15 protein-coding genes are annotated in these 20,216 nt (G+C 71.7%); 10 read left to right on the forward strand and 5 right to left on the reverse strand.

From position 1 onward, the window contains the following. Positions 1–69: 69 nt before the first annotated feature. The 4 genes from dnaK (at position 70) to PIJ49_RS14640 (ending at position 4,192) form a co-directional block, all read left to right on the forward strand. Complete coding sequence (gene dnaK / locus PIJ49_RS14625; protein ID WP_271826928.1) at positions 70–1,935, forward strand: molecular chaperone DnaK; 1,866 nt, start codon at positions 70–72, stop codon at positions 1,933–1,935. Between the two features lie 2 nt (positions 1,936–1,937). Continuing rightward, positions 1,938–2,627, forward strand: coding sequence for a nucleotide exchange factor GrpE (locus tag PIJ49_RS14630; protein WP_251160496.1), 690 nt, complete (start codon positions 1,938–1,940; stop codon positions 2,625–2,627). 24 nt (positions 2,628–2,651) lie between these two features. Next, complete coding sequence (locus tag PIJ49_RS14635) at positions 2,652–3,656, forward strand: DnaJ C-terminal domain-containing protein (RefSeq protein ID WP_251160495.1); 1,005 nt, start codon at positions 2,652–2,654, stop codon at positions 3,654–3,656. Between the two features lie 125 nt (positions 3,657–3,781). Next, positions 3,782–4,192 (forward strand): heat shock protein transcriptional repressor HspR, encoded by a 411-nt coding sequence (locus PIJ49_RS14640; RefSeq protein WP_251154407.1) that lies wholly within the window; start codon positions 3,782–3,784, stop codon positions 4,190–4,192. Between the two features lie 153 nt (positions 4,193–4,345). On the opposite strand, the gene PIJ49_RS14645 is transcribed toward PIJ49_RS14640, so the two are convergent. After that, positions 4,346–5,002, reverse strand: coding sequence for a GntR family transcriptional regulator (locus PIJ49_RS14645; RefSeq protein WP_066651959.1), 657 nt, complete (start codon positions 5,000–5,002; stop codon positions 4,346–4,348). Positions 5,003–5,147: 145 nt separating this feature from the next. Here PIJ49_RS14645 and PIJ49_RS14650 point away from each other — a divergent pair, with 145 nt between their 5' ends. Next, complete coding sequence (locus tag PIJ49_RS14650) at positions 5,148–6,296, forward strand: class I SAM-dependent methyltransferase (RefSeq protein WP_251154144.1); 1,149 nt, start codon at positions 5,148–5,150, stop codon at positions 6,294–6,296. A 62-nt stretch (positions 6,297–6,358) separates the two neighbouring features. Here the strand turns inward: PIJ49_RS14650 and PIJ49_RS14655 are convergent, their stop codons facing one another. The 3 genes from PIJ49_RS14655 to PIJ49_RS14665 all read right to left on the reverse strand — a co-directional run bounded on the left by PIJ49_RS14655 (position 6,359) and on the right by PIJ49_RS14665 (position 9,941). Then, entirely contained in the window at positions 6,359–8,479 is a 2,121-nt protein-coding gene (locus PIJ49_RS14655; RefSeq protein WP_271826929.1) for a hypothetical protein, read from the reverse strand. Between the two features lie 152 nt (positions 8,480–8,631). Further along, positions 8,632–9,462, reverse strand: coding sequence for an aldo/keto reductase (locus PIJ49_RS14660; RefSeq protein ID WP_271826930.1), 831 nt, complete (start codon positions 9,460–9,462; stop codon positions 8,632–8,634). Positions 9,463–9,542: 80 nt separating this feature from the next. Continuing rightward, on the reverse strand, positions 9,543–9,941 hold the full coding sequence (locus tag PIJ49_RS14665) for a pilus assembly protein CpaE (RefSeq protein ID WP_066651968.1): 399 nt from the start codon (positions 9,939–9,941) through the stop codon (positions 9,543–9,545). Positions 9,942–10,259: 318 nt separating this feature from the next. On the opposite strand from PIJ49_RS14665, the gene PIJ49_RS14670 reads away from it, so the two are divergent. From PIJ49_RS14670 to tatA, 3 genes are all read left to right on the forward strand, one after another. Beyond that, positions 10,260–12,965 carry a glycoside hydrolase family 2 protein gene (locus PIJ49_RS14670; protein ID WP_271826931.1) on the forward strand — a complete coding sequence of 902 codons (2,706 nt, stop codon included), beginning with the start codon at positions 10,260–10,262 and terminating at the stop codon, positions 12,963–12,965. Between the two features lie 96 nt (positions 12,966–13,061). Continuing rightward, entirely contained in the window at positions 13,062–14,504 is a 1,443-nt protein-coding gene (locus PIJ49_RS14675; RefSeq protein ID WP_271826933.1) for a sugar transferase, read from the forward strand. Between the two features lie 235 nt (positions 14,505–14,739). After that, the gene (tatA, locus tag PIJ49_RS14680) at positions 14,740–15,030 is read left to right on the forward strand and encodes a twin-arginine translocase TatA/TatE family subunit (protein WP_396137163.1); all 291 of its coding nucleotides are present in this window, start codon (positions 14,740–14,742) and stop codon (positions 15,028–15,030) included. A 101-nt stretch (positions 15,031–15,131) separates the two neighbouring features. Here tatA and PIJ49_RS14685 read toward each other — a convergent pair whose 3' ends face one another. Next, positions 15,132–16,349 (reverse strand): heparan-alpha-glucosaminide N-acetyltransferase domain-containing protein, encoded by a 1,218-nt coding sequence (locus PIJ49_RS14685; RefSeq protein ID WP_271826934.1) that lies wholly within the window; start codon positions 16,347–16,349, stop codon positions 15,132–15,134. Positions 16,350–16,426: 77 nt separating this feature from the next. Between PIJ49_RS14685 and PIJ49_RS14690 the strand changes: the two genes are divergently transcribed. Both PIJ49_RS14690 and PIJ49_RS14695 read left to right on the forward strand, forming a co-directional pair. After that, entirely contained in the window at positions 16,427–17,821 is a 1,395-nt protein-coding gene (locus PIJ49_RS14690; protein ID WP_271826935.1) for an MFS transporter, read from the forward strand. Positions 17,822–17,874: 53 nt separating this feature from the next. Beyond that, positions 17,875–20,043, forward strand: a complete 2,169-nt coding sequence (locus PIJ49_RS14695) for an ATP-dependent Clp protease ATP-binding subunit (protein ID WP_271826936.1) — start codon at positions 17,875–17,877, stop codon at positions 20,041–20,043. Positions 20,044–20,216: the final 173 nt, after the last annotated feature.

Below are 20,216 nucleotides of genomic sequence, written 5' to 3' on the forward strand. Positions count from 1 at the left end.
GAGTGCAGCGGACGCAACTCCGCGTATGCTTCAGCAAGACCACGAACCCAACCGAAGGAGCACCACAACATGGGACGTGCAGTAGGCATCGACCTCGGAACCACCAACTCGGTCGTCAGCGTGCTCGAGGGTGGCGAGCCCACGGTCATCGCGAACGCCGAGGGGCTCCGCACCACGCCGTCGATCGTCGCCTTCACGAAGGACGGCGAGGTCCTGGTCGGCGAGACCGCCAAGCGCCAGGCCGTCACCAACGTCGACCGCACCATCGCCTCCGTGAAGCGCCACATCGGTACCGACTGGAAGGTCGACATCGACGGCAAGAGCTACACGCCGCAGGAGATCTCGGCCCGCACCCTCGGCAAGCTCAAGCGCGACGCCGAGCAGTACCTCGGCGAGGACGTCACCGACGCGGTCATCACCGTCCCGGCGTACTTCAACGACGCCGAGCGCCAGGCCACGAAGGACGCCGGTGAGATCGCCGGCCTCAACGTCCTCCGCATCATCAACGAGCCGACCGCCGCGGCGCTCGCCTACGGCCTCGACAAGGGCAAGGAGGACGAGCTCATCCTGGTCTTCGACCTCGGTGGTGGCACGTTCGACGTCTCCCTGCTCGAGGTGGGCAAGGACGACGACTTCTCCACGATCCAGGTCCGCGCGACCTCGGGCGACAACCGCCTCGGCGGCGACGACTGGGACCAGCGCATCGTCGACCACCTCGTCAAGAAGTTCAAGGACGAGCACGGCGTCGACCTGTCGACCGACAAGATCGCGAAGCAGCGCCTGAAGGAAGCCGCTGAGCAGGCCAAGAAGGAGCTCTCGTCGCAGATGTCGGCGAACATCCAGCTCCCGTACCTCACGCTCACCGCCGAGGGCCCGCTGAACCTCGACGAGACCATCTCGCGCGCGCAGTTCGAGCAGATGACCTCCGACCTGCTCGACCGCACGAAGAAGCCGTTCAACGACGTCATCAAGGAGGCGGGGGTCTCGGTCAGCGACATCGCGCACGTGGTGCTCGTCGGTGGTTCGACCCGCATGCCCGCCGTGGCCGAGGTCGTCAAGAGCCTGACCGGTGGCAAGCAGCCGAACCAGGGCGTCAACCCGGACGAGGTCGTCGCCGTCGGTGCCGCCCTGCAGGCCGGTGTCCTGAAGGGCGAGCGCAAGGACGTCCTGCTCATCGACGTCACGCCGCTGTCCCTCGGCATCGAGACCAAGGGTGGCCTGATGACGAAGCTCATCGACCGCAACACCGCGATCCCGACCAAGCGCAGCGAGACCTTCACGACCGCCGACGACAACCAGCCGTCGGTCGCGATCCAGGTCTTCCAGGGCGAGCGCGAGTTCACCCGCGACAACAAGCCGCTGGGCACCTTCGAGCTCACCGGCATCGCCCCGGCTCCCCGCGGCGTGCCGCAGGTCGAGGTCACCTTCGACATCGACGCCAACGGCATCGTGCACGTGTCCGCGAAGGACAAGGGCACCGGCAAGGAGCAGTCGATGGTCATCTCCGGCGGCTCGTCGCTGCCGAAGGAGGACATCGAGCGCATGGTGCGCGAGGCCGAGGAGCACGCCGCCGAGGACAAGGCCCGCCGTGAGGCCAACGAGCGTCGCAACCAGGCCGAGCAGCTCGTCTACTCGATCGAGAAGCTCATCAAGGAGAACGACGACAAGCTCCCCGCGGACGTCAAGTCCGAGGTGCAGGCGGACGTCGACTCCCTCAAGTCGGCCCTCGCGGGTGACGACGACGAGGCCGTGAAGACCGCCTTCGACAAGCTCAACGAGTCGCAGGGCAAGCTCGGCCAGGCCATCTACGCCCAGCAGGACGCGGGCGCCGCGGCCGGTGGCGAGCAGCCGACCGCCGACCAGCCGCAGGAGGACGACGAGGACATCGTCGACGCCGAGGTCGTGGACGACGAGGACGACAAGGACAAGAAGTAACGATGACGGACCCCAAGGACAACGTGCCGAACGAGGACGAGCCCCAGGTCGAGGGCGACGCCACCAACGCGCAGGAGCCCGAGGACCTCATCGAGGCGGAGGGGCCGGACGTGGAGATCCCCACGGACGGCCCCGCCGCCGGCGGCCCGCAGGCCGACCGGGCGAAGGGCGACCAGGCGGGTGCCGACGAGGCCAGCGACCTCTCCCCGGAGGACCAGGCCCTGCTCGACGACGCGGCCCGCGGCATGGAAGAGGACAAGCTGTCGCAGGCCGACCGTGACCTCGTCGCCGACATGCGCGCCGACATGCTCCGCGCGCAGGCCGAGCTGGTGAACTTCCGGAAGCGCGTCGAGCGCGACCGTGAGGCGAACCGCGACGCCGTCATCGCCGAGGTCGTCCGCGCCCTGCTGCCGGCCCTCGACGACCTGACCCGCGCCGAGGCGCACGGCGACCTGACCGAGGGCCCCATGCAGGTCATCGGCCAGAAGATCCGCGGCGGCTTCGAGAAGTTCAAGCTGGTGCAGATCGGCGAGAAGGGCGAGCTCTTCGACCCGAACGTGCACGAGGCGATCGTGCAGCTGCCCACGCCGGGTGCGACCGACCAGACCGTGGCGGACGTCGTGGAGCCGGGCTACAAGCTCGGCGACCGCGTGCTCCGCGCGGCCAAGGTCGCCGTCGCGGTCCCGGCCTGAGGCTCGGGAAGGAGGTAGGGATTCATGGCCAGTCAGGACTGGTTCGACAAGGACTTCTACAAGGTCCTCGGCGTCGACAAGACGGCGAGCGACGCTGAGCTGAAGAAGACCTACCGGAAGCTCGCCCGGCAGTACCACCCGGACTCCAACCCGGGTGACGCTGCCGCCGAGTCCCGCTTCAAGGAGATCAGCGAGGCCTACTCGGTGCTCTCCGACAAGGAGCAGCGCGCCGAGTACGACCAGGTCCGTGCCATGGGGTCCGGCGCCCGCTTCACCGCGGGTGGCCCGGGTCAGGGCGGCGGGTTCGAGGACGTCTTCGGCGGGATGTTCGGCCAGCAGGGCGGGCAGCGTGTGCGCTTCGGCCAGGGCGGTGCTCGCGGCGGCGCCGGCGGCTTCGAGGACATCCTCGGCGGGATGTTCGGCGGCGGGCAGGGCTTCGGGCAGTCGTCCGGCGGCTTCCGCGGCTTCGGTGGTCCGACCAAGGGCCGCGACGTCACGGCGTCGACGACGCTCGACTTCACCACCGCGATCGCCGGTGACACCGTCAAGCTCTCGCAGGGCAACGGCCGACCGGTGAACGTCCGTATCCCCGCGGGCGTCGCCGACGGGCAGAAGATCCGCCTGCGCGGGCGCGGCGAGCCGAGTCCGGACGGCGGAGAGGCCGGCGACCTGGTCGTCAGCGTCTCCGTCCGCAAGCACCCGGTCTTCGAGCGCGACGGGCAGCACCTCCGCGTGGATGTCCCCGTGACGTTCGTCGAGGCGGCGCTCGGCGCGACGATCCAGGTGCCGACGCTCGGCGGCGAGCCCGTCAAGCTCAAGGTCGCCCCCGGCACGCCGTCCGGCCGCGTCCTGCGCGTCAAGGGACGCGGGGTCACGACCAAGAGCGGCACCGGTGACCTGCTCGCCACCGTGCAGGTCGCGGTGCCGTCGCACCTGTCGGACAAGCAGCGCGAGGCCGTCGAGGCCCTCCGCGCAGCCCTGCCCGACGAGGACCCCCGCGAGGACCTCCTCGCCAAGGCGCGCGGCTAGCGCTGCGCAGCCACAGCAGTGAACCGGTCTGGAGGCTCGGTGCGGCTCCGTCAGGAACCGTCACCGGGCCTCCAGACTGGTTTCCGGACCACGCGGACGACGGAAAGGAACCAGCCATGACCGACATGGACGAGAACTCGCCCGTCTTCGCGATCGCGGTGGCGGCGGAGCTCGCCGAGATGCACCCGCAGACGCTGCGGCAGTACGACCGGCTCGGCCTGGTCGTGCCGGGCCGCACCCGCGGCGGCTCGCGCCGCTACTCGATGCGCGACGTCGCGCAGTTGCGCGAGATCGCGCGGCTCGGTTCCGAGGGGGTGTCGTTGGAGGGGATTCGACGGGTGCTCGACCTCGAGAACGAGAACCAGGTGCTCCGCGATCGCGTGCGCGAGCTGGAGCGGGCGCTCGCCGATCAGCTCATCGCGCGCCCGGGCGCCCGTGTCTTCGCGGCGACGACGACCGGCGCTGCAGTCCCGCTGCGCGCGGGCATGCGACCGCAGCGGAACACGGCGGTGGTGCTGTACCGCCCCCAGCGCTGAGGTCAGTCGACCGGCGGGTCGAAGAGGTCGCGACGCACGCCGTCGACCGCGGTGCACCGGGGGAGCGAGGGGCGGTCGTCCTCGGACGAGCAGCGACCAGGACGGTGCGCCCGGACCGTGTCGATGACCGAGCGGACGCAGGACGCGCACATGTCAAGACCGCCCACGGTCGGGGTCGGGGAGCAGGTGGACCGTCCAGGTCGCCCGCTCCGCGAGGCGTCCGTCGCGGCAGTCGACCGCGACGCGGAGCGCGACGAGACCGTTCCGGATGTGTTCCCAGGGCAGCGCGCTCCGGATGTCGTCGTGCCGCAGGCGGTACGTCAGGCCGTCGAGGGTCCCGCTCAGGGCCGCCACGAGGAGGGGGTTGTCGCACGCCGCGAGGAAGGTCCGGTAGACCGGGGTGATCGCGTCCGAACCCCACTGCCACGTGGGCATCGCCATGCAGTCGAGCACGAGCCCGATGCGCCGGAAGAGCGCGGCGCGGTCGCGGTCCCCGAGGTCGCCGATCGTGGTGCGGACGACGCCCCCGAAGAGCAGTCCGAGCGTCTGCAGCGTCGGGATGAGTTCGTCGCGGCGCGGGACCGTGACGCGCGTGTACCGGTTCGGCCGGAACTCGACGAGACCGAGGTGCCCGAGGTCCGACAGTGCCTCTCGCACGGGCGTCCGGGAGCACCGGAGCCGGAGCGCGAGCTGTTCGTCGTCGAGCAGGGTCCCCGGGGCGAGCGCCCCGCTCATGATCTCGGTCCGCAGGCGTTCCCGCGCCTGGTCCCGCAGGCGGGGACGCCGGCCGGCGTCTGGCGAAGCGAACATCGGCCCCTCTCGCTCGTCCTGCCGTTGCTCGTCGCGCAACGGTCTCCTCCGAGCGTAGGGGCTTGGGATACCACCGGCACCGGTGATATACCGCTGCCGTGCGCACCGGCGCGGCTCCGCACCGTCGTCTGAGTACCCTGGGGCCGTGCCATTCGACTTCGCCGACCACTTCCGGCGCTCCCCGGTCAGCGACGAGCCCGACCTCGTCGCGATCGACGGCACCGACCGCTTCATGCTCGACGAGGCACCGCACGTGCACGGGGACGCGCTCCGGCAGCCCGGTGAGGTCGCCGTCGTCGACGACCGGTACGGGGTGCTGACCCTCGGAGCCATGACCGTGCACGGCGCGTCGGGCGTCCGGGTCGTGCAGGACTCGCTCGTCGGGGTGCGGGCGCTGCAGGCGAACGCCGGCACCTTCGGCCGGAGCGGCTTCGTGCTGACCGAGACGCTCGAGCAGGCCTTCCGCGACGTCCGCCTGGTGCTCCTCCGGCTGTCGAAGTCGAACGACCGGCTCGACGAACTCGCACGCGCCGTCGCCCGCTGGGCGGCGCCCGACGTGGTCCTGCTCTGCGGCGGGGTCTCGAAGCACATGAACCTGTCGCAGAACGACGTCCTGCGCCGGTACTTCGGCGAGGTCACCGCGTCACGGGGTCGCGGCAAGTCGCGGCTGCTCATCGCGCAGGACCCGCTCCGTGCGACGGCGGTGCGCGCGGACGCGACGAACCCCTGGCCGCGGTCCGTGCACGTCGACGAGCTCGGGATGACGCTCGTCGCGCACGGCGGCGTCTTCGCGGGGACGTCGCTCGACCAGGGCACCCGGGTGCTGCTCGACGTCATGGACGACGCCGTCCCGTCGGCGCGGGTCGCCGTCGACCTCGGGTGCGGGAACGGCGTCATCGCGACTGCTCTGGCGCGCCGCCGCCCGGCCGTCAAGGTGGTCGCGACCGACGTCTCGGCGATCGCCGTGGCGTCGACGCGGGCGACGGCGGTGGCGAACGGCGTCGCGGACCGGGTGACGGTCGTCCGGTCGGACGCGGGCGACGAGCTCGACGAGGGGTCTGCGAAGCTCGTGCTCTGCAACCCGCCCTTCCACGAGGGCACCACGGTGAGCACCGACGCGGCCGAGGCGATGTTCCGCAACGCGGCCACGATCCTCCAGGCCGGCGGTGAACTGTGGTGCGTCTGGAACTCGCACCTGCGGTACCGACCCATGCTCGAGCGGCTCGTCGGACCGACCCGACAGGTCGTCCGGACCGCGAAGTTCACGGTGACGGCCTCGCGCCGGGCCGACTGAGGCGGGGACGACGACGGCCCCGTCACCGTGGTGACGGGGCCGTCGTGCGCGAGCGGTCGGGCTCAGATGTGCACGGACACCTGGGTCTGCTTGCCGCCGGCGGTCACGGTGATCACGTGGTCACCCTTCGCGAGACCGGACAGGGAGAGCTTGCCCTCGCCGTCGGCCTTGATCGCGCCCGCGGCGAGCTGCTGCTCGCCCTCGTGGGCCTGCAGGCCGGCGATGCCGGTGGGGAGGCCCCACACGGTGATCTGCGCGGTGCCGAAGAGGGCGCTGGTGCTCGTGACCTGGGCCTCGAGCTGGTCGGCGGCGTGGTCGCCGTTGCCGATCGTGAGCGTGCGCTCGACCTGCTCGCCGTCGATCGTCGCGGTCGCGGTGACGACCGTGGTGAGCTTCTTCGGAGCGGTCACGACGACCTGCGCCGCTTCCTCGTCGCCGAGGGTCACCGTCTTGGTCTTGCCGTTGGCCGCGACGGTCACCTCGGTGCCCTTCGGGCCGAGGACGTCCACGGCGACCTGGCTGTCGCTGATGCGGGTCGAGTCGACGGCGAACGCGGTGTCGGACGCGCCGTCACCCGGCTCCTCGGTGCCGCTGCCGTCGCCGGGCTCCTCGGTGCCGCTGCCGTCGCCGGGCTGCTCGGTGCCCTCGCCGGGCTGCTCGGTGCCGCTGCCGTCGCCGGGCTGCTCGGTGCCCTCGCCGGGCGCCGAGTACGTGAGGACGTAGTCCGAGCTGGTCCAGGCGCCCGTACGGCTCTCGAAGAGGAAGTGCAGGTCGTTCTCGCCCTCACGCAGGTCGCGGGAGAAGGCCAGCGTGAACTCGCCGTCGGCGTTCGCACGCCCCGACGCGTAGGTGCGGCCGTTCGCGTCCTCCAGGTCCACCGTGCTGTAGGCACGGACGCCGGAGCCGGAGATCGCGGGTCGCGCCTCGTGGACGGTCGATCCGCTCGCCAGGGCCGGCTCGAACGTCGAGGACTTCGGCGTGTAGGTGATGTCGAGTCGCTGGCGCTCGACCCAGTCGCCGTTCGCCTGCTGGAAGCGGACGACGACCCGGTTCTCGCCCTTGTAGAGGGAGCCCTCGAGCTTCGTGGACCAGTGCCCGTGCTCGTCGGCGGTGGCGACGCCGAGCGCCGGGCCGGTGATGCCGCCGATGCTCACCGAGCCGCCGGGACGAGCGGTGCCCTCGAACGTCGGCTGCGAGGTGCGGACCTCGTCGCCGTCGTGCAGGTTCGTCACGGCCTCGACCGGGGACTGCCCCTCGCCGGGCTGCTCCCCGCCGCCCTGCTGGCCGTCACCCTGACCGGCACCCGGCTGCTCGCCGCCGCCCTGCTGGCCGTCACCCTGACCGGCGCCCGGCTGCTCGCCGCCGCCCTGCTGGCCGTCGCCCTGACCGGCACCCGGCTGCTCGCCGCCGCCCTGCTGGCCGTCGCCGCCCTGCTGGCCGTCGCCGGGCTGCGTGCTGCCGGTGTCGACCGGGGCCCAGTTGCTCACGGCGAACAGGTCGTGGTTCGGGGTGCTGGCCGGGATCACGTCGTTCACGGCGCGGAGCGCGGCCTGCTCGGCGGCGGCACCGCCCGGGATCGTGATCTCGAAGCGGCCGTCGGCGCCGGTCGGGGCGCTCGCCACGATCGATCCCCGGTCGAGCGATGCCTCGACGCGCACGTCGCGGTTCGCGGTGCCGCGGACGACCAGATCGTCGCCCTTCCGGTCGACGGACGAGACGACCGGGTCGGCGGCGTAGGCGTCGAGCTGCGCCTGGTCCGGAGCACTGTGGTGCCCGTCCGCCTTGACGACCGCGGCGGTGATGACCTGCGGACCCGACGGCAGGACGGCGAGGTCGCAGGTGTACAGGTGCTGGTTCGCCGGGGTGTTGTGCCCGGTGCAGAGCAGGTGGCCCTGCTGGTCGACGACCTTGAGCGAGCCCTTCGAGACCGAGCTCGTGACCGCGACGGACGGGGTCGCGCGGCTCGCTTCGAAGACGCTGAGCCCGTCGCGCTCGCCGGTGCTCCGCGCCCCCTGGACCTCGTTGATGCCGGTGAAGCTGTCGGCGATGGGTCGCTCGTGCGTCGCGCCCGGGATCGTCGGGAGGTCGGGTGCCGCGTTGGCGGCCGTCGCGACGACGAAACCCGACGAGGTGAGGACGAGTCCGAGTGCCGCCCCGGTGGCGGCACGGGTGATCTTGCGCATGGGTTCCTTTCGGTGGGATCCGTGCCAGTGACAGCGCGGACGAGCACCCATGTTGTATTTCGCATACTGAAACTATCCCGGGTGTGAGCGATATCCCGTGCACGACGAAGCGCCCCGCCGATGGCGGGGCGCTTCGTCGACGTGTCCTCGGATCAGGCGGGGACGTAGTCGAACGTGTCGGGGTCCGGGCCCGTGCGGTGGCCCTTGTCGAGCGAGGTGATCGCCGTCATGTCGTCGTCGGAGAGCTCGAAGTCGAAGATCGCGAAGTTCTCCTCGACCCGCGAGCGCGTGACCGACTTCGGGAAGACGATGTCGCCGCGCTGGATGTGCCAGCGGAGGACGACCTGCGCCGGGGTCTTGCCCGTGGCGCCGGCGATACGGGTGATGGTCTCGTCGTCGAGCACGAGGCCCTGAGCGATCGGGGACCAGGCCTCGGTCGCGATGCCGTGCTCGGTGTCGTAGGCGCGGAGCTCGTCCTGCACGAGGTACGGGTGCACCTCGATCTGGTTGACGGCCGGGGTGATCGTCGTCTCGGCGGCCAGGCGGTTGAGGTGGTGCGCCTGGAAGTTGCTCACGCCGATCGAGCGGGCGGTGCCGGCGTGGTAGAGCTCCTCCATCGCCTTCCAGGTCGGCACGAAGTCCGTCACGGTCGGCAGCGGCCAGTGGATGAGGAAGAGGTCCGTGTACCCGCCGAGCAGGTCGGCCGACTTCTTGCCGTTCTCGGCGGCGAGGGCCGGGTCGTGGAAGCCGTTGTTGAGCTTCGACGTGACGAAGATCTCCTCGCGCGGGATGCCGGACGCCTCGATGGCCTCGCCGACCTCCTTCTCGTTGCCGTACATCTCGGCGGTGTCGATGTGGCGGTAGCCGACCTCGAGCGCGGTGAGGGTCGCCTCCTTCGTGTCGGAAGGATCGATCTGGAAGACACCGAAGCCGAGCTGCGGGATGGTCTTGCCGTCGTTCAGGGTGATGTTCGGAACGGTCATGTCACCATGCAACCAAAGCGCCCCCAGGAGGCATTCCGGCAACACTCAGTCGGGCGCGCTGCGCGCGGGAACCGGACCGCTCAGGCGAGCGCGGCCGTGATGTACGCGAGCAGTGCGTCCCCGTACGCCACAGCCGGGTCGTCGCTGCGGAACTCCCGGGCGACCCCGTCGATCGTCGCCGTGACGACGAACCCGGCGGCGAGCGACACGAACGCCGGTCCGAGCAGGTCGCGCAGCTGGTCCTCCCGCGGGAGCCAGAGCGACTCGGACGCCTCGACCGAGTCGAGCGCCCACTCCGTCGTCCCGTTGAAGCCGAGCGAGGTGCCGCTGGGGTGGTCGTGCCGCTCCACCGTCATCTCGGAGACGGTGTAGACGTCGTCGTCGACCCCGGGCTTGTCGATCACGAACCGGTCGCCCGTCCCCGGGTGCCAGCGGAGTCCGGCGTCGCGCAGCGACCGGGCGAGTTCGACGGTGATCACCGCACCACCCTGCCACGCAGGGCCGGAGGGCGGACACGACCCGACGGGGCCCGACGCCGTCAGGACGCGTCGCGCGGTCCGTCGTCGCGGACGTGGTCGCCGGCAAGGTCGACGTACTAGCATCGCCGAGCACCCCCGCGCGCGACGAGCACTCGTCCGCGCGCGCGGACGCGACGACGCCTGGGCGACCGGTGCCGTGCCTCCCGGCCGCTCACGCGACCACGGGCACGACCGCCGGCCGGTGTCACGGTGCCGGGGCGGCCACGAGCCGCCGCCGGCTCCTGTCCGCCCTCCCCGTCCGCCCAGCAAAGGACCCGCATGACCCTCGAGCGCGAGGAACTCCGCGACGACTGGACCGTGGCGATCGCCGGCGACCAGGTGCCGACCGGGGCACCGGCCGGGATCACGGGTCGCACGATCCCCGCCACGGTGCCGGGTCAGGTGCACACGGACCTCGAACGCGAGGGACTCGTCGCGGACCCGACGTTCGACCGCAACGAGGACGGCGCGAAGTGGGTCGGCCGGGCCGACTGGGCCTACCGGCGGACGGTGGACGTCGCACCTCGGGGGCACGAGCGCGTCGACCTGGTGTGCGAGGGGCTCGACACGGTCGCCGAGCTGAGCCTCGACGGCGTGGTCGTCGGCACCACCCGCAACATGCACCGGCGGTACCGGTTCGACCTCAACGACGTCCCGGGTGCCGCGGGCGACCGCGAGCTCGAGCTGCTCTTCGAGTCGCCGTACCGCGAGGCCGGCCGGGTCGCCGCCCGCGCCGGCTCGATGCCGGGACCGTACGACGAACCGTTCCCGTACATCCGCAAGCAGGCCTCGAACTTCGGCTGGGACTGGGGCCTGACCGCGGTGACGAGCGGTCCGTGGCGTCCGGTCGCGATCGAGCGCTGGTCCACGGCGCGGCTCGCCGAGGTGAAGCCGCTGGTCGACGTCGAGGCCGGCGAGGGCGTCCTCGACGCGCACGTGCGGGTCGAGCGGTCCGGGATGAACGACCTCGACCAGGACGGTGAGGACGACGACCTCGTGCTCGTCGTCACGGTCGCCGGCCCGACCGTGGACGGCGGGACGACCCGACAGCGCTCCCGGGCGCAGCTGACCCCGAAGGACGACGAGACCGTCGTCACGGTGCGCGTGCCCGAGGTGCGGCGCTGGTGGCCGCGCGGCTACGGCGAGCAGCCCCGGTACGACGTGACCGTCGAGCTGCAGACCGTCGACGGCGAGGTCCTGGACCGCCGGACGGCGAAGACGGGCTTCCGCTCGGCCCGGATCGACACCGCGGACGACGCGATCGGCAAGCCCTTCACCGTCGTGGTGAACAGCACCGTCATCGACGTCCGCGGCGTGAACTGGATCCCGGACGACGTCATCGTGTCGCGGGTGGACCGCGCGCGGACCGCGGACCGGCTCGGCGTCGCCGCGGACCTCGGCGTGAACCTCGTCCGCGTGTGGGGCGGCGGGGTCTACGAGTCCGACGACTTCTACGACGTCTGCGACGAGCTCGGCCTGCTCGTCTGGCAGGACTTCGCGTTCGCCTGCGCGGCCTACCCCGAGATCGAGCCGATCCGCAGCGAGGTCGTCGCCGAGGCCCGGGACAACGTCGCACGCCTGGCCGGCCACCCGTCGCTCGTGGTCTGGAACGGCAACAACGAGAACATCTGGTTGCACGACGCGGACGGCTGGGCCGAGGAGCTCGGTGACCGCGGCTGGGGGCTCGACTACTACCTCGACCTCCTCCCGACGATCGTCGACGCGGTCGACCCGTCGCGCTTCTACACGGTCGCCTCGCCCTGGTCGGGTTCCGAGACCCTGCCCGCGAACGACGTCGACCACGAGACGCACCACTCGTGGGACGTCTGGAACCGGCTGTCCGACGACCACTACCGCGACTCCGTCCCGCGGTTCGTGTCCGAGTTCGGGTGGCAGGCACCGCCCGCCTGGCGTACCCTCCGCGACGCGGTCACGGACGAGCCGCTGCGCGTGGACTCGCCCGGTGTCGTGCACCACCAGAAGGCCGACGACGGCATGGGCAAGCTGGCACGGGGGATCGAGCCGCGCTTCGGCGTCGTCGATCCGGCCGAGTTCGACCGCTGGCACTTCCTGACGCAGCTGCAGCAGACGCGGGCCGTCGCGACCGGCGTCGAGCACTGGCGGACGCACTGGCCGCGGAACACCGGGGTCGTCGTCTGGCAGCTCAACGACCTGTGGCCGGTGGCGTCGTGGTCCGCGATCGACTCCGCCGGGCGGCTCAAGCCGCTCGCCCACGAGCTGCGTCGGCTGTACGACGACGTCCTGCTGGCGATCCGGCCCGTGGCGCGGCCGGCCGCTGACGACGACGTGGTTCCGACGTCGTCCGGAGACCGGCCTGGAGGCGCGGATCACGACGCGCCGTCGGCTCACGGGGACGGGACGGTCGGGTCCGGTGGACTGGCGGACACGCTGTCGCTCGGGGTGTCGCCCGGGTCGTTCGGGCACTCGCCCGTCGAGATCGCGGTGCGCTCCTCCCGTGGCGGTCGCGACAGCGTGGTACGTGTCCGGCGCATGCACGTGTCCGGCAGGATCCTGGCGGAGGTCACGCTGCCCGTGCGACTGGCGGAGGCCGGTGTCGCCGTCATCGACCTGCCCGAGTCAGTCGGCGTCCTCGACGACCCGACCCGCGAGCTCGTGGTGGCGGACATGGACTGGCGTCGTGCGGTCTGGACCGCCGCACCGGACAAGGACGTGCAGTGGGAGCCGGCGCGGTACGGCACGACGGTCGCCCCCGCGGCCGACGGTGACGGACACGACCTGGTGGTCGAGGCCGAGTCGCTCGTGCGGGACCTGCTCGTCCAGCCGGACCGCATCGCTCCGACCGGCACCGTCGACCGCGGTTTCATGACGCTGCTGCCGGGGGAGCGCGTGGGCTTCCGGGTCCGCGGGCTGTCCGACGCCGAGGCTGCTCGCCTGACGGAGGGCGCGGCGCTCTGGTCGCTCACGGACGCTGTGCTGCCCACGACACCTCACACTCTGCACTGATATACTGGCCGGGTCCGGTGTCACCGGACCCGGCACGGAACGCCCCTGCCGGCCATCGTCCGGAGGTGCTGGATGTCTCTCGCAGTGCGTCGGCCGATGACGAGCACGCCTCGACGAGGTGTCCCTGCGGGAGCATCGCACCGGTTCTCGCTCGTCGTCGGCGCGCTCGACCTCGGGCTGCTCGTCGTCGCGTTCGGCGTCGCGCACGCCCTCCGGTTCCCGTGGGAGGGGCCCTCCCTCACGACCAGCCCCGGCTGGACCGAGGTCGTGACGGCCCCCGCGATCATCCTGCTCTGGACTGCCCTGCTCTCCGGCTTCCGGACGCGCGACCCCCGCATCGCCGGCGTCGGTGGTGAGGAGTACCGACGGCTCGTGACCGCGAGCCTCGCCGCCGCCGCAGCAGTCGCCGTGATCGCCTACGCGGTCCGTCTCGACATCGCGCGGGGGTACGTGGCGATCGCGTTCCCGCTCGGCCTGGTCCTGCTCGCGCTCGGGCGCAAGGCCGTCCGCACGGTCATCGCCCGGCGCCGGGTCCAGGGGCGGCAGCTGCTCGACGTCCTGCTCGTCGGTGACCTGGACGACGTCCGGTACGTCGGACGACGCATCGCCGCAGCCCCCGCCGCGGGCTACCGGGTCGCGGCCGTCGTCACGGACTGCGCCGAGGTCGGCACGGAGGTCTCCCTCGGCGATGACGCCTCGCAGGTCGTCGGCGGGATCGACGACGTGCTCGACGTCGCGACGTCGACCGGGGTCGCCGCCGTCGTGGTCACCGGTGCGATCCGCGGCGGGCACGAGCGGCTGCGTCGTCTCGGCTGGCAGCTCGAGGAGCGCGGCGTCGAACTCGTCGTCTCCTCGCCGCTGGCCGACATCGCGTCGGGTCGTGTCCACGAGCGACCCGTGGACGGCTTGCCGCTGATGCACGTGGAGACGCCCGACTACGGGTGCCGTCGGGGCAAGCGTCTGCTCGACGTGGTCGGGTCCGCCGTCGGCCTGGTCGTGCTCGCGCCGCTGCTCGCGGCGATCGCCGTCGTCATCCGGCTCGACGACGGAGGCCCGGTGTTCTTCCGGCAGCGCCGGGTCGGCCGGGGCGGGCAGGAGTTCTCCATCCTGAAGTTCCGCACGATGTGCGTCGACGCCGAGGCCCGGATCGCCGAACTCGACGCTGCCAACGAGGGCTCGGGGCCCCTGTTCAAGCTCCAGCGGGACCCTCGGGTGACGCGGGTCGGTGCGTTCCTTCGTCGGACGTCGCTCGACGAGCTGCCGCAGCTGTGGAACGTCCTCACGGGGTCGATGAGCCTCGTCGGCCCCCGCCCCGCGCTGCCGAGTGAGGTCGCGGTGTACGAGGACTTCGCCGACCGGCGCCTGCTCGTCACGCCCGGCATGACCGGACTGTGGCAGGTCAGTGGTCGGTCCGACCTCGACTGGGTCGAGGGCGTGCGGCTCGACCTGCACTACGTCGAGAACTGGTCGTTCGTGCACGACCTCGTGATCCTCGCCAGGACGATCCCGTCCGTCCTGCGGTCCCGCGGCGCCTACTAGCCGCCCCACCGACCCCGGCCGCGCCTTGACCCGCGGCCGGAACGGCGCACCCCCGGAGAGCAGCGGCCTCCGGGGGTGCTGCCATGTCGTCCGGTGCAGCCTGTGCGAACGGTGTCCGTTCCGGCTCCCGCCTGGGCTTCCGGTCGGGTGCGGGTTACGATGATCGGACGCCGGACTTCCGCCCTCCCGGTCGACGATGACCGGACGGGCGTCGCCAGACCCAGAACAAGGAGACATGATGCTCGGAAACCTGACGGGGATCCACCTGCTGATCATCCTCGGGATCATCATCCTGCTGTTCGGTGCCACCAAGCTCCCGGCGCTCGCCAAGGGCCTGGGCCAGTCGATCAACATCTTCAAGAAGGAGATGGGCGACGACAAGAAGAAGAACGACGACGGCACCGTGAACACGGCGACGACCGGTCCGACCGTGCAGAACACGGCGCAGCCGACCGCGCAGCCCGTCGTCAACCCCGGCCCCTCGGTGCAGCCCGACGTGCACTCGACCGCCGAGCCCAAGAACTAGGACACCCAGCCCCGTCCTGTCGGCAGCCCCCGCGACCACTCTGGTCGCGGGGGCTTCGGCGTTCGGGCGACGTCCTGCTCCGGCCCTGGTCCTGCTCGACGTCAGGACGTCGTGGTCGGTGGATCGTCGAGTGCTCGGGCGGCACGTCGGGTGAGCGCCTCGAGGGGACCCCGACGACCGGAGCGGTGGACGAGCAGTGCGGCGACGACGGCGGCCACGAGGAGGACGACGAAGGGTCCCCACCCGCCGAGTGCCGGCAGCGGGTCCGGTTCGCCCGATCGCGACCAGACGCCGACGGCCAGGACGTGCGCGCAGTAGAGCGTCAGCGCGAGACGGCCGACGGCGCTGAGCGGGAGCAGGACCGTCGGGGCGTACCGACCGAGGAGTCCGAGCGCAGCCAGCACCGCGAGAGCGACGCCGAGGGCTCCGACGAGCTCGAAGGTCGACCCGGCGTGCGGGGTGACGTCGAGCAGGCGTGCCCACTCGATCCGCGGGAAGGGCGGGTCCTGGGCGACGATGCCGGGGCCGCCCTCCGGGACGGCGGGCGCCGTCGGCGCGGAGCCGCTGCCGCTGCCGCTGCCGCTGCCGCTGCCGCTGCCGCTGCCGCTGTCCCCGCCTCCGCCGACGGGGATCATCGTCCCGACCGGTCCCGTGATGCCGAGTGCGGTGCCGATCGCGGCTCCGGCTCCGTACCCGGTCGCGGCGAGCCCGACACCCACCAGGAGCACCCGGCGCAGGACGTCGGCGCGGTCGAGCCCGAGTCGAGCCACGAGCACGCCCGCGAGGACGACCCCGAACCACGACACGGCGGGGTACCCGGTGAAGAGCAGCCCCGCGGTGCTGCTGCCGCCGGTCATCTCGACGACGGCCTGTCCGACGAGGGCGAGCACGGGACCGACCACGAGGGCGAGCACGGCGGCGAGGACGACCCAGCGGAGCCGGAGCCGCAGGAACGGCAGCGCGGCGACGAACAGCACGGCGTAGGTCGGCAGGATGACGAGCACGCCTCCGGGCACCAGGGTCAGGAGCCCGCCGATCGCCAGGAGCGTCGCGGCACGGGCGAGGACGTGCCGTCGGTCGCGGACCCGACCGGCCGGCCCCGGACCTGTGGTGAGCAGGACCAGGGAGGCCCCGGCGCAGAGCGCGAACAGGACCGAGGAGCGACCGTTCACGAGGTCGGGCCAGCTCGACGGATCCGTCCAGTCGAAGAGCGTGTCCGCCGCTCCGACGTGGGCGGCGAACATGCCGAGGACGGCGAGCCCGCGAGCGGCGTCGAGGCCGGCGAGACGTGGACGAGTGGGGGCGTTGACATGTTGCATGTCGACGATGCTCGCGAGCGCGCTGTTTCGTCGGCGCAACCGGTCGCCGGATCACTCCGACGAGGAGGATGGGGCGCATGACCGCTCCGGCCGCAACGGCCCCGCTCCGTGACGACCGCCGGGTGGTCCTCGTGGTCGCGATCCTCGCGTCCTTCGTCGTCGGGCTCGACTCGAGCGTCGTCAACGTCGCCCTGCCCGCGATCCGCCGGGAGCTCGGTGGTGGTCTCGTCGTGCAGCAGTGGACCGTCGACGCCTACCTGGTCACGCTCGGCTCGTTGATCCTGGTCGCCGGCTCCCTCTCGGACCTGTTCGGCCGGGTCCGGATCATCCGGTGGGGCCTGGTCGTCTTCGGTGTCGCCTCGGTGGTGTGCGCGATCGCACCGACGGGCGACGTCCTGGTCGTCGCCCGGGCGTTCCAGGGCGTCGGTGGGGCGCTCGTGACCCCGAGCGCCCTGGCGCTCGTCGTCGCGGCGTTCCGGGGTGCCGCGCAGGCGAAGGCCATCGGGTCGTGGACGGCCTGGTCGAGCGCCGCGTCCATCCTCGGACCGGTCGTCGGCGGGCTGATCGTCGACGGCATCGGCTGGCGCTGGATCTTCGTGGTGACGGCCGTGCCGATCGCGGTGACGATCCCCCTGGTCCGGCGGATCTCCGGCGACGTGGTCACCGGTGACCGTCCGCGGGTGGACGCCGTCGGCGCGGTGCTCGCCGTGGTCGGGGTCGGCGGTGTCGTCCTCGGCCTGATCGAGCAGGAGCGCCTCGGGTGGGGCGCGCCGGTCGTCGTCGCCGCGCTCGTGCTCGGCGCGGCGTCCCTCGTGGCCTTCGTGCCGTGGGAGCTCCGCGTGACCCGGACCGCCGGCTCGCCCCTGGTGCCGCTGGAGCTGTTCCGCGCGCGCAACTTCACGGTCGGCAACCTGGCGACGCTCTCGATCTACGGGGCGCTCGGGATGGTGTTCTTCGTCGTGACCCTGTTCCTGCAGGAGGTGTGGGACTTCCCCGCGTGGGTCGCCGGACTCGCGACGTTGCCGCCGACGCTGATGCTCCTGGCGCTGTCCACCACGGTCGGTTCGATCTCCGGCCGGTACGGTCCACGGTGGTTCATGGCTGCCGGGCCAGCCGTGGCCGCGGTCGGCGCGCTGCTGATGCTGCTCGCCGGCGACGACCCGGCGGGCTACTGGTGGTCGGTGCTGCCCGGGCTCGTGCTGATCGGCGCGGGGATCGCGACCATGGTGACGCCGTTGACGAGTGCCGTCCTCGGATCGGTGCCGCAGGCGGAGGCCGGTGCCGGGTCCGCCGTGAACAACGCGGTCGCCCGCATCGCCGGGCTGGTGACGGTGGCCCTGGCGGGCGTCGTCCTGGGTGGCGGGGTAAGCGTCGACGGGTTGCACCGCGCGATGGTCGTGATGGCGCTGCTGCTCGCCGCCGGAGCCGTCGTCAGCGCGGTCGGGATCCGGAATGCACCGCTGCGCTCGTAAGTTGAGTGCATTAGACTCAAGTACACCACCACCGCACGGAAAGGACGGACCGCATGGCGAACCTCCAGGGCGCCCCCGACTCGCAGGAACGGCAGAAGACCGCCCTCGAGCAGTACGGCGTCGACCTCACCGCGATCGCGCGGAGCGGCAAGCTCGACCCGGTGATCGGTCGTGACGCCGAGATCCGCCGTGTCTCCCAGGTGCTGACGCGGCGGACCAAGAACAACCCCGTGCTCATCGGTGAGCCCGGGGTCGGCAAGACCGCCGTGGTCGAGGGTCTCGCGCAGCGCATCGTTGCCGGCGACGTCGCCGACTCGCTGAAGGACAAGCGGCTCGTGTCGCTCGACATGTCCGCCCTCATCGCCGGCGCGAAGTACCGCGGCGAGTTCGAGGAGCGGCTCAAGGCCGTCCTCAAGGAGATCGACGACTCCGACGGTCAGGTCATCACGTTCATCGACGAGCTGCACACGCTGATGGGGGCCGGCGGCGGTGAAGGGTCCGTCGCGGCGTCGAACATGCTCAAGCCGATGCTCGCCCGCGGTGAGCTGCGGCTGATCGGCGCGACGACGCTCGACGAGTACCGCGAGTACATCGAGAAGGACGCCGCGCTCGAGCGCCGCTTCCAGCAGGTGTTCGTGGGGGAGCCGAGCGTCGAGGACACCGTGGCGATCCTCCGCGGACTCAAGGAGCGGTACGAGGCGCACCACAAGGTGACCATCAACGACTCCGCCCTGGTCGCCGCCGCGAGCCTGTCGAACCGCTACATCTCCGGTCGCCAGCTCCCCGACAAGGCGATCGACCTCATCGACGAGGCCGCCAGCCGACTGCGCATGGAGATCGACTCGAGCCCGGTCGAGATCGACGAGCTCAAGCGCAGCGTGGACCGCCTGCGCGTCGAGGAGTTCGCGCTGAAGCAGGAGAAGGACGACGCGTCGAAGGCGCGGCTGGCGACCCTGCGCGCGGAGCTCGCCGGGCGCCAGGAGCGGCTCGACGAGCTCGAGCAGCGGTGGCAGGCCGAGCGGGCGAGCCTCAACCGCATCGGTGAGCTCAAGCAGCAGCTCGACGAGCTGAACATGCGCAGCCAGCGCGCGCAGCGGGAGGCGCAGTACGAGACGGTGTCGCGCATCGAGTACGGCGAGAAGCCCCGGATCGAGGCCGAGCTCGCGGCGGCCGAGCAGGCCGAGAGCGCCGACCGCATGGTGAACGACAGCGTCACGGACGAGGACATCGCCGCCGTGATCGCGCAGTGGACAGGCATCCCGATGGGGCGCCTGCTGCAGGGTGAGACCGAGAAGCTCCTGCACCTGGAGGCCGAACTCGGTCGTCGGATCATCGGGCAGCGCGCCGCGGTGTCCACCGTGTCCGAGGCGGTGCGTCGCACCCGCGCCGGCATCTCCGACCCGGACCGCCCGACGGGCTCGTTCCTGTTCCTCGGCCCCACCGGCGTCGGCAAGACCGAGCTCGCCAAGGCGCTCGCCGAGTTCCTGTTCGACGACGAGAAGGCCCTCGTCCGCATCGACATGAGCGAGTACGGCGAGAAGCACTCGGTCGCGCGGCTCATCGGTGCCCCGCCCGGGTACGTCGGGTACGAGGCCGGCGGGCAGCTCACCGAGACCGTCCGTCGCCGCCCGTACTCGGTGGTGCTGCTCGACGAGGTCGAGAAGGCGCACCCCGAGGTGTTCGACGTCCTGCTCCAGGTGCTCGACGACGGACGCCTGACCGACGGGCAGGGGCGCACGGTCGACTTCCGGAACACGATCATGGTCCTGACGTCGAACCTCGGATCGCAGTTCATGACCGACCTGACGCTCACGGACGAGCAACGGGACGAGGCCGTGCGTGAGCTCGTGCAGCAGGCGTTCCGGCCCGAGTTCGTGAACCGTCTCGACGACATCGTCGTGTTCCAGGCGCTCACCACCGACGACCTCGGCCAGATCGTGTCGCTGTACGTCGACCGTCTGGCTCGTCGTCTGTCGGACCGCCGACTCGAGCTGGCCGTGACGCCGGCGGCGCGCAGCTGGCTCGCCGACCGCGGCTACGACCCCGTCTACGGGGCGAGGCCGCTCCGCCGCCTCATGCAGCGGCAGATCGACGACCGGTTGGCGCGGGCGATCCTGTCCGGGGACGTCCGCGACGGGGACACCGTCCGCGTGGACGTCGCCGCGGGCGGCGACGAGCTGACGGTCGAGCCGTTCGAGCTCGCGGAGATCGTCGAGGAGTAGGCCGCGTCCGCCCCGCGGCAGGGTGCAGCCGGGAGGTCCGGTGGCGGGGCGCCCGCCCCGCCCCCCGCCCCCCCCCCCCCCGCCCCGCCCCCCCCCCCCCCACGCCCCCCAACAATTGCCCCCCCCCCCTGGTAGCCAAGAAACACAAGACCTACCAAAAAAACCCCCAATAA

It is taken from the genome of Curtobacterium uvaldense, from assembly GCF_028307415.1.
GTDB lineage: Bacteria > Actinomycetota > Actinomycetes > Actinomycetales > Microbacteriaceae > Curtobacterium.

Excerpts from the sequence above, each read along its gene's own strand:
- dnaK (WP_271826928.1), top strand. The coding sequence starts at position 70 with ATGGGACGTGCAGTAGGCATCGACCTCGGAACCACCAACTCGGTCGTC.
- PIJ49_RS14630 (WP_251160496.1), top strand. The coding sequence starts at position 1,938 with ATGACGGACCCCAAGGACAACGTGCCGAACGAGGACGAGCCCCAGGTC.
- PIJ49_RS14635 (WP_251160495.1), top strand. The coding sequence starts at position 2,652 with ATGGCCAGTCAGGACTGGTTCGACAAGGACTTCTACAAGGTCCTCGGC.
- PIJ49_RS14640 (WP_251154407.1), top strand. The coding sequence starts at position 3,782 with ATGGACGAGAACTCGCCCGTCTTCGCGATCGCGGTGGCGGCGGAGCTC.
- PIJ49_RS14645 (WP_066651959.1), bottom strand. The coding sequence starts at position 5,002 with ATGTTCGCTTCGCCAGACGCCGGCCGGCGTCCCCGCCTGCGGGACCAG.
- PIJ49_RS14655 (WP_271826929.1), bottom strand. The coding sequence starts at position 8,479 with ATGCGCAAGATCACCCGTGCCGCCACCGGGGCGGCACTCGGACTCGTC.
- PIJ49_RS14660 (WP_271826930.1), bottom strand. The coding sequence starts at position 9,462 with ATGACCGTTCCGAACATCACCCTGAACGACGGCAAGACCATCCCGCAG.
- PIJ49_RS14670 (WP_271826931.1), top strand. The coding sequence starts at position 10,260 with ATGACCCTCGAGCGCGAGGAACTCCGCGACGACTGGACCGTGGCGATC.
- PIJ49_RS14675 (WP_271826933.1), top strand. The coding sequence starts at position 13,062 with ATGACGAGCACGCCTCGACGAGGTGTCCCTGCGGGAGCATCGCACCGG.
- tatA (WP_396137163.1), top strand. The coding sequence starts at position 14,740 with ATGATGCTCGGAAACCTGACGGGGATCCACCTGCTGATCATCCTCGGG.
- PIJ49_RS14685 (WP_271826934.1), bottom strand. The coding sequence starts at position 16,349 with ATGCAACATGTCAACGCCCCCACTCGTCCACGTCTCGCCGGCCTCGAC.
- PIJ49_RS14690 (WP_271826935.1), top strand. The coding sequence starts at position 16,427 with ATGACCGCTCCGGCCGCAACGGCCCCGCTCCGTGACGACCGCCGGGTG.
- PIJ49_RS14695 (WP_271826936.1), top strand. The coding sequence starts at position 17,875 with ATGGCGAACCTCCAGGGCGCCCCCGACTCGCAGGAACGGCAGAAGACC.